This window comes from Hymenobacter citatus, from assembly GCF_014333615.1.
GTDB classification, from domain to species: Bacteria; Bacteroidota; Bacteroidia; order Cytophagales; family Hymenobacteraceae; genus Hymenobacter; species Hymenobacter citatus.
Genome location: NZ_JACSCY010000001.1, coordinates 44,063 through 58,105, shown reverse-complemented (window position 1 = coordinate 58,105; position 14,043 = coordinate 44,063). Strand labels below are relative to the sequence as shown.

General features: G+C 59.3%; 10 protein-coding genes and 1 other RNA gene. 3 read left to right on the top strand and 8 right to left on the bottom strand.

The genetic code is table 11. The annotated features are described in order from the left end of the window. Positions 1–2: 2 nt before the first annotated feature. The 4 genes from H8B15_RS00270 to H8B15_RS00255 all read right to left on the bottom strand — a co-directional run bounded on the left by H8B15_RS00270 (position 3) and on the right by H8B15_RS00255 (position 1,802). Entirely contained in the window at positions 3–710 is a 708-nt protein-coding gene (locus H8B15_RS00270; protein ID WP_187317662.1) for a cell division ATP-binding protein FtsE, read from the bottom strand. 90 nt (positions 711–800) lie between these two features. Further along, positions 801–1,004 carry a fructose-6-phosphate aldolase gene (locus H8B15_RS00265; protein ID WP_185283205.1) on the bottom strand — a complete coding sequence of 68 codons (204 nt, stop codon included), beginning with the start codon at positions 1,002–1,004 and terminating at the stop codon, positions 801–803. 153 nt (positions 1,005–1,157) lie between these two features. Continuing rightward, positions 1,158–1,254, bottom strand: an RNA gene (gene ffs, locus H8B15_RS00260) — signal recognition particle sRNA small type. Between the two features lie 116 nt (positions 1,255–1,370). Continuing rightward, complete coding sequence (locus tag H8B15_RS00255; protein WP_187317661.1) at positions 1,371–1,802, bottom strand: carboxypeptidase regulatory-like domain-containing protein; 432 nt, start codon at positions 1,800–1,802, stop codon at positions 1,371–1,373. A gap of 164 nt (positions 1,803–1,966) precedes the next feature. Here H8B15_RS00255 and guaA point away from each other — a divergent pair, with 164 nt between their 5' ends. After that, positions 1,967–3,499, top strand: coding sequence for a glutamine-hydrolyzing GMP synthase (guaA, locus tag H8B15_RS00250; protein ID WP_187317660.1), 1,533 nt, complete (start codon positions 1,967–1,969; stop codon positions 3,497–3,499). Positions 3,500–3,609: 110 nt separating this feature from the next. Here guaA and H8B15_RS00245 read toward each other — a convergent pair whose 3' ends face one another. The 3 genes from H8B15_RS00245 to H8B15_RS00235 all read right to left on the bottom strand — a co-directional run bounded on the left by H8B15_RS00245 (position 3,610) and on the right by H8B15_RS00235 (position 7,819). Next, entirely contained in the window at positions 3,610–5,499 is a 1,890-nt protein-coding gene (locus H8B15_RS00245; protein WP_187317659.1) for a DUF4153 domain-containing protein, read from the bottom strand. A gap of 249 nt (positions 5,500–5,748) precedes the next feature. After that, positions 5,749–7,410 (bottom strand): beta-N-acetylhexosaminidase, encoded by a 1,662-nt coding sequence (locus H8B15_RS00240; RefSeq protein WP_187317658.1) that lies wholly within the window; start codon positions 7,408–7,410, stop codon positions 5,749–5,751. Between the two features lie 70 nt (positions 7,411–7,480). After that, complete coding sequence (locus tag H8B15_RS00235) at positions 7,481–7,819, bottom strand: DUF6686 family protein (protein ID WP_187317657.1); 339 nt, start codon at positions 7,817–7,819, stop codon at positions 7,481–7,483. Between the two features lie 155 nt (positions 7,820–7,974). Between H8B15_RS00235 and H8B15_RS00230 the strand changes: the two genes are divergently transcribed. Further along, positions 7,975–11,199 carry an AsmA-like C-terminal region-containing protein gene (locus tag H8B15_RS00230; protein ID WP_187317656.1) on the top strand — a complete coding sequence of 1,075 codons (3,225 nt, stop codon included), beginning with the start codon at positions 7,975–7,977 and terminating at the stop codon, positions 11,197–11,199. Positions 11,200–11,316: 117 nt separating this feature from the next. Here the strand turns inward: H8B15_RS00230 and H8B15_RS00225 are convergent, their stop codons facing one another. Beyond that, entirely contained in the window at positions 11,317–12,012 is a 696-nt protein-coding gene (locus tag H8B15_RS00225) for a DUF1361 domain-containing protein (RefSeq protein ID WP_187317655.1), read from the bottom strand. Between the two features lie 188 nt (positions 12,013–12,200). On the opposite strand from H8B15_RS00225, the gene H8B15_RS00220 reads away from it, so the two are divergent. Beyond that, entirely contained in the window at positions 12,201–13,931 is a 1,731-nt protein-coding gene (locus H8B15_RS00220; protein WP_187317654.1) for an ABC transporter substrate-binding protein, read from the top strand. The last annotated feature ends 112 nt before the right edge of the window (positions 13,932–14,043 follow it).

Genomic DNA, 14,043 nt, shown 5'->3' with positions numbered 1-14,043 from the left:
AATTAAGAATTCTCCATTCCGCTTACTCCCCTAAAATCAGCAGCCGTAGAATCCAGCAGCTGGCCGTCTTGGCAACGCAGCACGCGGCGCGGGTAGTGCTGGATAATCTGGTAGTTGTGCGTGGCCATGAGCACGGCTGTGCCGGCATTGTTGATTTCCACGAACAGACGCATAATGCTGTCGGCCACGTCGGGGTCGAGGTTGCCGGTAGGCTCATCAGCAAGCAGCAGCAAGGGCTCGTTGAGCAAGGCGCGGGCAATCACGACGCGCTGCTGCTCGCCTCCGGAAAGCTGGTGGGGCATCTTGCTGGCCGCGTTGGCCAGCCCTACCCGCATCAGCACCTCCGAAATACGCTGCTTCTTGCGGGCTTTGCCTCTCCAGCCAGTAGCGTTCAATACAAATAGCAGGTTATCAGCCACCGACCGATCGAACAGTAACTGAAAATCCTGAAAAATGATACCCAGCTTACGGCGTAGGTAGGGCACTTTGCTGGCCGCCAACTTCTGCAACGGGTAGTCGACCACGGCGGCCATGCCGCCGCCTAGCGGCAGGTCGGCATACAAGGTTTTCAACAGGGAGCTTTTGCCCGAGCCAGTACGCCCTACCAAGTAGGCAAACTCGCCTTTGCCCAGTGTAAACGTCACGCGCTGCAACACGGTATTAACGTCCTGCATGATATAGGCATCGTGAAGCTCAACAACGGCGGACATAGAAAGCAAAAATTAAAAAGATAGCGCTCAGAGATACCCAACGCTACCTTTCGTGAGAGTTTAAAGAAACAGTTGGCAGCCTTGTGTAAGCTACACTTCCAGCTTTTGCAGCTTGCCGAACGAAAGGCCTTCGATAACGGCCGCCAACGGCTCTTCCTTTCCAGCCAGGCCATAGCGGTGCAGGTCTTTGAGCGGACGATCGGCGCGGAAATAGGCAATGAGCACAAACTGCTCGTCCCGTAGCTGGATGTAATCCGGAATTTTCGCCTTGCCTTTTACTTTGATAATATACATACGGATGACTGGCTGCATGAGCGCAACGGCTGCTCTGGCCGTGATACGCTTACTCTCGCGGCTTCGTTTTGTTCCTACCCGCCGCAAAGCAGGAATGCCCCAAAGCTACCGGTTTGCGCGGTACGGCGCTACGGGGCGTTGGGGCAAGGACAAAAAAAAGCGAGCCAAAATCGCACCGCTCAACCGCCTACCCTTGCTACCTTCCGGTCCTGGGGGAGTTCAGCAGGAGCTGGTCGTTCTGACTCGCCGGTGCAAAGATACGCACGCTATCCGGTTTTGCTGCGCAACAGGGCAATATTTTCTTCGAAACAAGCCCTGTTAGCGCGCAGTAGCCTGATTGTCACGCTGAAAAAATGCTAGTTATGGCTAGTTGCGCTTGCCTTTGCCGTTCCAGTCCTTGTACGCCTTCTTGCCTTGTTTGCGCAATTGCTTCTTGTATTTGTCGATGGGGGCCAGCGAAACGACGGCTTCCCCGTCTTGGGGTACGTCGGCTTGATTTTCCTCATAGCCGGCGCAATTCACCACCAGCACGGGCTGGACCTGCCGGGTGGTCAGCAAAAACATACCTTCTTTGTTGGTTATGGCTGTATTGTCGCGCTGGTCGCCACGCACCAATACGGTAGCCCCGGCCAGTGGCGCGCCAGCAATGGTGGTTACCTTGCCCGTGAGGGTACGGGGTAGCGGGGCGGTTTGGCTGGCCTGCGCCTGCGCTGGCACAACGCCGAGGCAGCCCAGTAGGAGCAGCAAAAAAAAGAAGAGGTAAGCTGGGCGGGAAATTAAATCAGAAGAAGAGCGCATGCAAAGTGAAGTTGGCAGGTAGCACAATAAGCTGAAGATAAGTGCATTATTCATACTTTAGAAAGAATACGCACCTGTTTATGTTCAGATCAATTATTTTCTGATTAGTTACCAAATTCTGCGCCAGCTATGCAATCGTTCCATTCTGCACAGTACCTTTGCCCATGCCCGAACAGATTCTGATCCTCGATTTTGGCTCTCAGTACACACAGCTCATCGCGCGACGCATTCGCGAGCTGAATGTTTACTGCGAGATTCATCCCTACACCCACGCCCCGCTCCTCACCGAGGATATCCGGGGCGTTGTGCTTTCTGGCTCGCCCTGCTCCGTGCGCGAGGCCGACGCCCCCAACCCCGACCTGAGCGCCTACCTAGGCCAGGTGCCGGTGCTGGGCGTATGCTATGGCGCGCAGCTGCTGGCTCACCAGAACGGCGGCGAGGTGCTGCCCGCTACCATCCGCGAGTATGGCCGCGCCCGCCTCACGCACATCAACCAGCACCACCCGTTGCTGAACGGCTTAGAGCCCGGCTCGCAGGTGTGGATGTCGCACGGCGACACCATCAAAACTCTGCCCGATGGCTTCCTGGCCATTGCCGGCACCCCCGATGTGCAGGTGGCCGCTTATGAACTGGAAGGCCAGTCGACCTATGGCATTCAGTTTCACCCCGAGGTGACGCACTCTACCGACGGCAAGCAGCTGATGAAGAACTTTGTGGTGGACATCTGCGGCTGCGCGCAAGACTGGACACCCGAGCACTTCGTAGACGCGATGGTGACGGCCCTCCAAGACACCATCGGCGAAACCGATCAGGTGATTCTGGGCCTCTCCGGTGGGGTAGACTCTTCGGTGGCGGCGCTGCTGCTGCACCGCGCCATTGGGCCACGCCTGCACGGTATCTTCGTGGACAACGGCCTGCTGCGCAAAGATGAGTACGAAGGCGTGTTGGAAGCTTACAAAGTACTGGGCTTGAACGTGCGCGGCGTAGATGCCTCGCAGGAGTTCTATGCCGCCCTGGCCGGCCTCACCGACCCTGAGCAAAAGCGCAAGGCCATCGGCCGCACGTTTATTGAGGTGTTCGACCGCGAGGCGCAGAAGGTGGAAGGCGCCCGGTGGCTGGCGCAAGGCACCATCTACCCCGACGTGATTGAGTCGGTGTCGGTGAAGGGACCGGCCGTGACCATCAAGAGCCACCACAACGTGGGTGGCCTGCCCGAGAAGATGAACCTGAAGATTGTGGAGCCGCTGCGGGCCTTGTTCAAGGACGAGGTGCGCGAGGTAGGCGACGCGCTGGGCCTACCCCATAACATCCTGCACCGCCACCCCTTCCCCGGCCCCGGCCTGGGCATCCGCATTCTGGGCGACATCACCCCGGAAAAAGTAGCCATCCTGCAACGCGCCGACGCCATTTTCATTGATGGCCTGAAAGCACACGGCCTCTACGAGCAAGTATGGCAGGCCGGCGTGATGCTCCTCCCCGTGCAGAGCGTGGGCGTGATGGGCGACGAGCGCACCTATGAGCAGGTAGTAGCCCTGCGCGCCGTGACCAGCGTAGACGGCATGACGGCCGACTGGGCCCACCTCCCCTACGAGTTTCTGGCCGAGGTCAGCAACAAAATCATCAACCAAGTGCGCGGCATCAACCGCGTGGTGTATGATATCAGCTCTAAGCCACCGGCTACCATTGAGTGGGAATAAATGGTGAAGTTGTGAGATGGTGAAATTGTGAGTGTTGAACCATCATACAAGAAAGGCCGCTGGTAGCATACCAGCGGCCTTTCTTATGGACTAAAGCCAAGGCTCGAAAGCTACTTGTTTTCGTGAAGCTCTAGTAGAGCCTGGGCTTCCAAATCATAGGATACACTATCCTGCACCTGTTTGCGCGTGAGGTTTTGCAGAAATAAACGCAACGTGGCACCTGCGGTAGATGCTTGCAACTGCAGCTTCTTACCAGGCAGCTTAACCGAAGATTGCAGGTCGCGGCCGTATACGCGGGCCAGCGAATCAGCCATTACGCCAAGTTGCACCGCTACTAGTGGCTGCCAGCTACCATCGGCCCGAAGCTGCTCCAGCGCCACCTCACGCCCCTGTTGCCTGGCACGCAACCGGAAAGTGCCTTCCTGCACTGCCATTTCTGCTGTCAAATTGCCCTTGCTATACATGTATTGATTCTGACCAACATCTCTTATCCAATAACGACCAGCTCCGAGAGCTACAAAATCATTTTCGTCAGCCTGGAAAGAAGCCGACAGTTCATCGTGTTCCTTTGTTTGATACCAGCTAGCCCGTTCTATGCCGCTAAGCGTAAAGAGCCGGTCTGTTTGCCAACTCTGCTGCATCCAGGTTGATTTGAGACGTAGTGAATCGGGCATATTCTGCAATTCTGCTGCGAATAGCGGTTGCAATTGTGCCACGGCCTCCCGTTCGGCAAAAAAATTAAAAATGGACGTAATGCGCTTGCGAGCGTTCAACGACAGTTTCGGTACACGCTGCCCGGCTCCGTCTAGCTTCCCATCCTTCAAAAGCCCGTATTCCGCACTGATTTCGCGCAGTTGCTTTAGCTGACTGCGCCGGGCCACGGCAAACGCGCTCCACGGTCCCGCAGCCGACAGAAACGCTACTAATGCCAGCGAGGCCGGAATCCAGATGATACCTTGGCCGCGCCGCACCAAAAAATACACGGCCATGCAGAATAGCCACGCCGCCAGCACCAACACGAAATACCGCTCCTCGGTGATACCATAGTCGCGGATGCGAGTGCCGATGGCTACGGCCAGCAGCCCCAACAGCGGAAACAACGCCCGGTAGAACCAGCGCGCAAACGTGCGAATCCAGGTGTTTTCGGCGGCGTGGCGAATGGGGTGAATTAGCAGCAAGGCGAAGATACCTGCTACCGAAAATGCCAGAATCAGGATGGACACCCAGCCCTTAGGCAGCTCCCACTGCACCAGGATGCGGCCCAGGTAGGCGTACAGAATAACCAGATACAGCACTACCAACGGCAGCAGCACGAACTGCGTGAACAGCTTCAGCGCCTTTGGGTAGGGCGCCGCCTGCTCCAGCTCAGCAAAATTATGCGGCACGCCGGCCAGGAAGAACCACGTGTTGAATACCGTGGCCAGCGTCACAAACAGATAGCCGAACAGGTGCTCATCCAGCTTGACATCAAACAGATTATCGATGGCTACCAGCGCCAGTGCACACCCCACAAAGAGCACCCCGGAATAGATACCGGCCAGCAGAATGCGCAGAAATAGCGTTTCGTTGTAGCGCCAGAAGCCGGGCGTATCGGCCGTGCGGCGCAGCTCGGGCAGGTAGGGGCCGGCGGCTACGGCCAGGTGCATTCCCAATAACAATAGCGCCAACCGGATGCCCCACACCAGGTTGGGCTGCGCAGGCACTAGTGCGTACCAAAGTGCCAGCAAGGCTACCACAACGGCCTGTGCTACCCAACGCTTTGCCGGCCCCCAGCGCCACCGCTCGGTTGCCAAGGCAACCGCCAGCGTACTCGAAAGACCTAACCCAGCCGTGGAAAGCGCCGAAAAAAGCCAGTCCAGTTCCTGTTGCTTCTGGTTATCAAGATGAATAACATAGATGCCTACCCCGCAGAGCACAAATGCACAAAGCAGTGTAAGCGGAAAGCGGCGCACCACCCGCGCTGCTTCGGCGGCAAGGTGTTGCAGGGAGGGTAGCTTCACGATGTAGGTATAAGAATAGTGACTATGCAATATAAGCGGTTGCTACCGCGCAACCGCTGGTTTTCCTACCCCCTTTCAACGACCGAAGCCCCTTTGCACAACCTGCGGGCAGTTGTGCAAAGGGGCTTCGGTCGTAAACCTGTTTGTCACTGAACGCAGCGGAGCGCAGTGAAGGACCTTATCACACAAGAACAGTATATGTGATAAGGTCCTTCACTGCGCTCCGCTGCGTTCAGGATGACAGACGGTTTACTTCTTGGCTTCTACCGGCCATTGATAAGTAAACTTATCATTGATTGGCGCGCCGAAGTAATTCACATTCAGCAAGTCCAGGCGCTTTTTGTGCACGTCGAGGCGGCGGTTGAAGTCGGCGTAGTCCTTGTCCTTTTTAGGCGTCCAGCCTACCTCAGCCAGGGCAGTAGCGCGGGGGAATACCATGTACTCCACGTACTCGGGCGTGAGCATATACTCGGTCCAGACGTTGCCCTGCACGCCGATGATGTGCTTGGCCTGGGCTGCCGTGAGGCTATCAGGGGTAGGCTCGTAGGAATACGACTTTTCGGTGGTGAGAAAGCCGCCGATAGCGATGGGCTGGGTTTTGGGGTCAGCCTGGTAATGGTCGAGGTAGCAGAACTCACCGGGCGTCATAATGGCGTCGTGGTTTTGGCGGGCGGCGGCGAGGCCGCCCTCGGTGCCGCGCCAGCTCATCACGGTGGCGTTGGGCGAGAGGCCGCCTTCCAGGATTTCGTCCCAGCCAATCATGCGACGGCCTTTGCTGGTGATGAACTTATCGATGCGACGGATGAAGTAGCTCTGCAACTCGTGCTCGTCCTTGAGGCCTTCCTTGCGCATCAGGTCCTGGCAGAAGCGGCTTTCCTTCCACTGCACCTTGGGGCACTCGTCGCCGCCGATGTGAATGTACTTGCTCGGGAACAGGTCCATCACCTCGGTCAGCACATCTTCCTCAAACTGAAACGTTTGCTCACGCGGGAACAGCACGTCCTCAAACACGCCCCATTTGCCGGTCACGAGTATAATCTTATCGGGGTTGCTGCCCAGGGCCGGGTAGGCCGCCAGCACCGACACGGTGTGGCCGGGCATCTCGATTTCGGGTACTACCGTCACGAAGCGCTTCTGAGCGTAGGCCACCACGTCGCGGATTTGGTCCTGGGTGTAGAAGCCGCCGTAGGGCTTATCGTCGAACTTGTTGTCGGCGTAGCGGCCAATCATCGTATGGTCGCGCTTGGAGCCGATTTGCGTCAGCAGCGGGTATTTCTTGATTTCGATGCGCCAGCCCTGGTCGTCGGTGAGGTGCCAGTGAAAGGTATTTTGCTTGTGCAGGGCTATCAAGTCGATATACTTCTTCACGAAATCCACCGAAAAGAAGTGGCGGCTCACATCGAGGTGCATGCCGCGGTAGGCAAAGCGCGGCTGGTCTTCGATAGTGCAGCAGGGCACGGCCCAGGTTACGCCCGCCACCGGGGTAGGGCTGAACACCTCCACCGGCATCAGCTGCAACAACGACTGCATGCCGTAGAACAGCCCCTGCGGCTCAGCGGCCGTGATGGTGACTTGTTTGGGCGTCACGCGCAGCTCGTAGCCCTCGGCGCCCAGCTTGCTTTTCTTGTTGAGAGCGAAGAAGATACCCTGCTTGGCGGGTCGCTTGGCGGTGGCAATGCTGGGCCGACGGCCGGTAGCCGTACCGAGCTGTGCGGCCAGCAGATCGGCCACCTGATGCATCTGCTCATCGGTTTCCGACACGGTGATGGTGAGATTGGCAGGCAGCGCAAAGGTGCCGGACTGCTCGCGCAGGTGCGTGGGTTTGGGGATGATGGCGTAGCGGGCCGACTGGGCACAGCTTAGCTGCACAGAGAACAGCGCCGCAAGCAGCAGCAAGAGAGAAAGTCGCATAGATTAGGGTGCGGTTAGAGAAAAGAGCCCTCTAGTATACAGCCTTTTGCCGACACTCTCCGTGCTGCCCCTACCCTAGCAAGGCTTCTACCTCCAGTAGTAAGGCCGTATTTTCCAGGATTTCGTGCAGCTGCTCCAGCTCCTGCCAGCTGAGCACCAGGGCCATACGGTCGGTGGGGGTACGCAGGGCAATGCAGCGGGCTTCTGGGTCGCGGTAGGCGGAATGGTTACGCGCATGCTCCTCTTCAATAAAGCGCCGGAACTCCTGAAACTCTGCTGTGGTGGCTACCAGCGCCAGATTGCCAAAGCACAAATGCATGTGCCGGGTGCGCGGGCACCGCAGGCAGTAGCCAAACGAATTGTGATGAAAAAACTGCGCCATACGCGGAGTAAAAAAGTCGAAAGACATAGGCTAACGTAGCAATCAAATTTATTTAGATTTTTTCTAAATAAAAAGAATTCCTTTCCAAACTCAATATTTGCTAAGCGTCCATTCCTGCTTTTTTTGCGTACAGTTGCACAATGCTGACCTTCTTTTAGGCCGCTTTCTGCCCGCTCCTTTTTATGAAATTCTCCACCCTCTGGCGGCTGCTCGCTGCTGGCTTCGTGCTGCTCTTGCTGTTGCTGCTGGGGGGCGTGTGGCTGCTGGGGTCTACGTACGGGCGGGAGCAAGCCAAGAAGCTGTTGCGCCAGCGGGTAGGCGAAAACACGGATTTGGTGGTGTCGCGGTTCGACGTGGACTTCTCCCCCCTGCGCGATTTTCCGCACTTCACTATCTCGGTGCGCAACTTCGGGCTGACCGATACAGCCCACCAGCAACTAGTGCCCGTGCTGCGAGTAGGCCGCGCCGATGCTCGCCTGGAACTAAGTCAGATCCTGCGCGGCAAGGTCCGCATAACCCGATTGCAACTCACCGACGTGTTTTTTCATCAGCAGGTTGATTCGCTGGGCCGACAGTGGGGCCTGCGCGGCAAACGGCGCCACGAGGCCGGCTCCGGTCCGCCCCTCAGTTTCAAACTAGACTCGCTGGTGCTTCGGCATCTGCACCTCTCCACCCGCAACGACTACAAGCACAGCACCTTTGCGGCCGTGGTGGACCAAGCGCGTCTTTCGGCGGTGGTGTACGATGAGCAGGCCCGTTTGCGCGGAACGCTGGCCGGGCAACTGCTCTACCTGCGCACGCGGGGCAACACGCTATTTGCAGGCGAGCCGGTGCGGGCGCAACTCCGTTACCGGTATGATTTTCGGCAGCGCCAGGGCAAGCTCTGGCAGACGTACGCTACCCTCAACGGCGACACCGTGCGCGTGGGCGGCACCCACACCGCCGCCACCGACCGCGAAACCGGCTCGCGCCTCAACCTACGCATGGTGGGCCAGCAGCCGCTGCTGGATGTGTTGCGCACTGCCCTACCCCCCAACCTGCATGCCTACCTGGCCGATGCGCGCAGCCACAGTAAAGCGCATATCCGCTATACCATTCAGGGCCTGAGCGGCCCCACTACCCGCCCCCACAACGTGCTCACCTTCCGGTTGCGCAACGCCCGCGTGGTATGGCCCGACTCGGGTAGAGCCATTCGGCGCTGGGACCTGCTGGGGCGCCTCGACAATGGCCCAGACCATGCCCCGGCTACCACTACCCTCTCTCTACCCCGTTGCCGCATCTACTCCTCAGCCGGAGAGTTGGATGCCGCGCTGACGCTCCGCAATTTTGTGCGTCCTTACCTGATAGGCCGGGTGCGGGGCCAAACCGAGTTGCGCAGCCTAGCCACCATTGTGGCTCCGGGCCTGTGGCAAGCCCAGCAAGGCACTGCTACCCTGGATCTGCGGTTGCGTGGGCCACTACCTACGGGCCCCAATCCTGCCCGCGCCCTACCCGCTATGCGTATGCACGGCACCGTGGGCCTGCACAATGCCCATTTCGTTGTGCCTACCCGTCACGCCCACATCACCAACCTAAACGTGCAGCTGGGCCTGCAAGACAGCCTCTGGATGCTGCGCAACGTATCGGGGCAGCTGGCGGGGATGCGCTTCCGGGCCAATGCCCGCACGGTGCATTTGCTGGATTATCTCACCGATCAATACCCGACTACTACCGTATCAGGCCAGTTTGTGGTGGATGAGCTGCACGTACCGCGCCTGCGCTACCTGCTGGCCCGGCCGACACAAAAGCGCATAAAGGCGGCGGGCCAGGGCAACGCGGCCAAGGCCATGACGCGCTACGCAAATCTTTTCCCAACGGGCCTACACCTGGATGTGCAACTGCGCTGCCAGCAGCTGACTTTGCCCTCTGATACCCTGCACGACCTGGCCGTACAAGTACGCCACGATGGCCGGCGTGTTCGGCTCACCAACCTGGCGGGCCGGGTGTGGGGTGGACGAGTCAGCGGGCAGGCAAGCTGGCCCACCGACACTACCGGCAAAATCAGGCCCGTAGATGCGCAGCTGGCGTTACGTTTCGGCACTATCAACTACCGCAAGTTGCTTACACGCCTGAGCCGCCCCCCTGGCCAGCAACGCGCTGCCCGCCGGGCCGCCGGTGCCGACCCCGACCCCTCCTTGCGCGAACTGCTGTTGGAATCGAGTGGGCAGCTCACGTGTGAAATAGCTCGGGTTGACTTGCTCACGGGCGAGAGTCTGCGCAATCTGCGGCTGCGCTTCGATAAGCAGGGACCCAGCCTGCGTGTGCCCTACCTCACGTTCCAAACCAGTGACGGGGGCAAGGGCCGGGCGCAGGCCCACGCCGATATCGAAGGGTTACGCCTCACCTCGGCCCACGCCGATGTGGATTTCACCTACGGTACGCTCAATATTCAGCGGTTGCTACGGCTGCTGTCGGGCCTCAACCCACCCGACGATTTATTTGCCCCGCGCACCCCGGCCGCACGGGCGGCCCGGCGCGCCGAGCCCACTTGGGGCGTATCGCCCCTGTTTGATGGCACCATCACGGCCCAGGTGCGCGTGCGCGCCGACCGGGTGCGCTACGCCGTGTTGCAGGGCACCCAGTTCCGGCTGCGCTCTACCCTGGAGGCCGGCTCGGCGCGGGTGGAGGAGTGTACGCTCCAGGCATTTGGGGGTGATGTGGCCCTACGCGGCCGCCTGCGCACCAATGCCGAAGCGGGCCACCACCCCCTGCACGTGCAAACCCGCTTGCGCGACGTGCAGCTGCCTGCCCTGGCCGAGGTAGCCGAAGTACTGAATCTGAATGCCCTGAGCAGCGCCAACGTGCGCGGCACCATGCAATGCGAAGCCGACCTGCGCACCGACCTCGACGCCGAGTTCCTACCCCACCTCAGCCAAACCCTGGGCTACCTCAAAACCGACATTCAAAACCTGGAGCTGCTGAACGTGGTGGTGCTGCAGGATGCGCTCAAGCTCATCAGTAAGGAGCGGGCCGGGCACTTGTACTTCGAGCCCGTGAAGGCCGAGTTTTTCCTAGACCGGGGCCGCATTCTGATTCCTCATTTGCCCTTGCATAGCAACCTTACCAGTATGTCGGTGAGCGGCACATACTCGCTGAATGGTCCGGCCAACCTGTACGTGGGGTTGAACCCGTTTCAGGCGCTTTTCGGCAACAACCAGAAGCGTGTGGCGCGCATTCAGGCCGGCAAGCGGGTGCGGGCGGTACGGCAGTTGCTGTATGTGAACCTGCGGCGCGAGCAACCCGGTCCGTTCAAAGTGCGCCTGTTCAAAAAGAAGGAGCAACGAGCACAACAGACTATGATTGAGCAGGAATATCGCACCCTTCTGCGCCAGCAGCCCCTGGATACTACCATGCGGCTGTTGCAGTAGGGGCGCGTTGCACGCGCCCACCATTACGGTCAATTCAACGTGGTAGTAATCAGACAACGTTGAGCAACAGTACTTGCTACCGAAAACGGACAGCTGCAAGCCGCCCCTACCTCGTTCCTACCCTACCTCCTCGCCGCTGCGAAGCTGCCCCAACTGCCGCACCGTGAGGTAGCCCACCAGCAGAAACACCCCGTAGAGCAGCGTGACGCCCCAGGTGCCCAAGTGAGCGAAGGGATGCAGGATGCGGCTCATGATATCGTAGAATAGCATAAGTGGATTGGTGATAATATCCCAGCTGTTGAAGCGCAGGTAGCGGCCCAGATACACGCCGAAGCTACTGAGTAGCAGCGCTACGGTAGCAAAGCCCCAGCCCACGGCCGCGCCCAGGCGGCGCTGCACCAGCATTTGCATATCCAGCAGGGAGGCGTAGGCCAGCATCAGGCCGTTCCAGGCACAGGAAAGCAGTAGAGCTAGGTCGTACCAGTAGGGCACGCCGGCACGGGGCGTGAGGTGAAACAAGTCGGTGAGGATGTAGGGTGCGTTGGGAAAGAATAGCAGCCACACCGCCCCTACCGGCAGCAGCACCCGCGCCCGCAGGGGGCGGTCGGTGAGGCCCAGCAAGGTGCTCAGGCCAAACGGAATGAAGGCCAGAAACAGGTTCCAGAGCAAAAACACGAACGTCAGCTCCCGGGTATACACCACGCGGCAGGCAATCAGCAGAAAGCTGAGGGCCAATGAGATGCCTAGCAGTAAGATGAGCCCGAGACGCCTACGCAGAAACGGCGCCGGTGCATGTAGAATAGTTGTGGCCATACGCGAGAGGCGGCGCCGAGCCGATGGCGCCGCGGCCGGCAACCTGCCGGCTTGTTTCTCCGAAGATACAACGCCCCGCCCAAAAACCCGGCGTAGCACCGGCTCGACTTCTGTAATACCTTTGCGGCCGCTTCCGCCGTACACTGCGGCAAGCCTTCTCTCTTTTTCCCGATTTCTGCCATTTCGCTATGCGGCCTTTTTCTTTTATTCGACTGCTTTGCGTGCTGGGTAGCGCCTTGGCACTTCCCAACGTAGCCCACGCGGCCTGGGAAGCGCCCTTGCAAATGCCTACCCCTGCAACCCCCGAGCAGAACACCCGCTACCAGAACGGCAAGCTCCTTTTGGACCAAGGCAGCTACTTGCTAGCGATGAAGGAGCTGGAACCGCTCACGCCGCCTGCTGCCCGCTTTGAGCGCGCCCCCGAAGCTGCCTACCTCTACGCCGTGGCCGCCACCCGCCTCAAAAAGTGGCCGGAGGCCGAGCAGATGCTCAATCTGCTGCGCACGGAGTACCCTACCTCCGCGCTGGTGCCTGATGCCCTGTACCTGCAAGGGCAGGTTTCGTTTGAGCAGGGCGAGCCCGACAACGCCCTGCGCACCTTGCAGCAGCTACCCGCCGGCAAGCTAACAGCCGAGCGCGAGGCCATGGAAGTCAACTACTTGTCGCGCCTCAACGACCGCGCCCTGTTTCAGACGCTGTTGCAACGCTATCCGCAAAACGCTACTCTGGGCCGCGTCTACGCCGATAAGCTGCTAGGCGGCTGGTACACGCCCGCCGACAAGGTGACCCTCACGCGGCTGGTGGAGCAGTTCAAGCTGGACCCTACCCGCTATTCGCCCCGCCAGGTAGGCGCTGCCAAGAAAAACAGCTACAACATTGCGGTGCTGCTGCCATTTGAATTTACCGACGCCGCCCAAGCCCGCCGCACGCAGTTTGTGACGGACTTGTACGCTGGTATGCGCCTGGCGCAGGACTCCTTGCAGCGCGAGGGCCGCCCGGTGCAGGTATTTGCCTACGATACCGGCGCCGACACTTTGCAGCTCAAGCGGGTGCTGGCCTTACCTGAGCTTGCTTCTATGGATTTGATTATCGGGCCAGTGTATAAATCAGGCAGCAAGATTCTGGCCCGTTACGCGCAGCAGAAGCAGATTATTACAGTCAATCCGTTGTCGCAGGACGGGGAGCTGGTGCAGAACAACGCCTGGCACTACCTCTATGAGCCCAGCTCCGCTACCCAGGGCCAGCAGGCAGCTCGCTTTGCTCTCAACACCTTCACCAACCGCACCGCCGCTATTCTCTACGACAACACCAGCGACGACGCGGCCTTTGCCCAAGCCTACAAAGCGGCATACGAGGCCCAGGGTGGCAAAGTGAAGCTCATGCGCCGCGCCGTGGGTACCAGCACCGATTCGGTGTTTGCGCAGGGGTTCGTAGGTTTCGATCTGAAGTCGGTGGGGCACTTGGTGGTGGCCTCCACGGGCCGGCGGGCCGGGCCGTACACCTTCAAGCGCTTGCAGGCTCAGAAAGTAACGATGCCCATCATCACCTACGCGGCCTGGCTGGACAATCCTAGTATTAGTCTCAGCCAGCTCGACGCCCGCGACGTGTATATGCTCTACCCTCACTACCTCGACCCCGGTGCGCTGGGTGTGCGCCGCTTCCGGCAGCTCTACGCGCAGCAGTACAATCTGCCGCCGTCGGTTTTTGCTAATATGGGCTTCGAGATGCTCTACTACTTTGCCCAGCGCCTGCACGATGCCGGCCCGGCTTTTCAGCAGCAATTGTCTGATTCCGGTCCGGTTTCGGGCGCGTTGTTCCAAGGCATTGGCTACCCCGGCGGCGCCCACGATAATCAATATGTACCCATCACGAAGCTGGAACGCATGAACGTGGAAGTGCAGAACCCCGTGGGGGAGTAGTAATTTTCAGCGCGTCGTTCTACCATCATCTGTCATCCTGAGCGCAGCGAAGGACCTTATCACGGCAGAAGGATGCTCGTAACAACGACTCGTAACAACGTGAGAAGGTCCT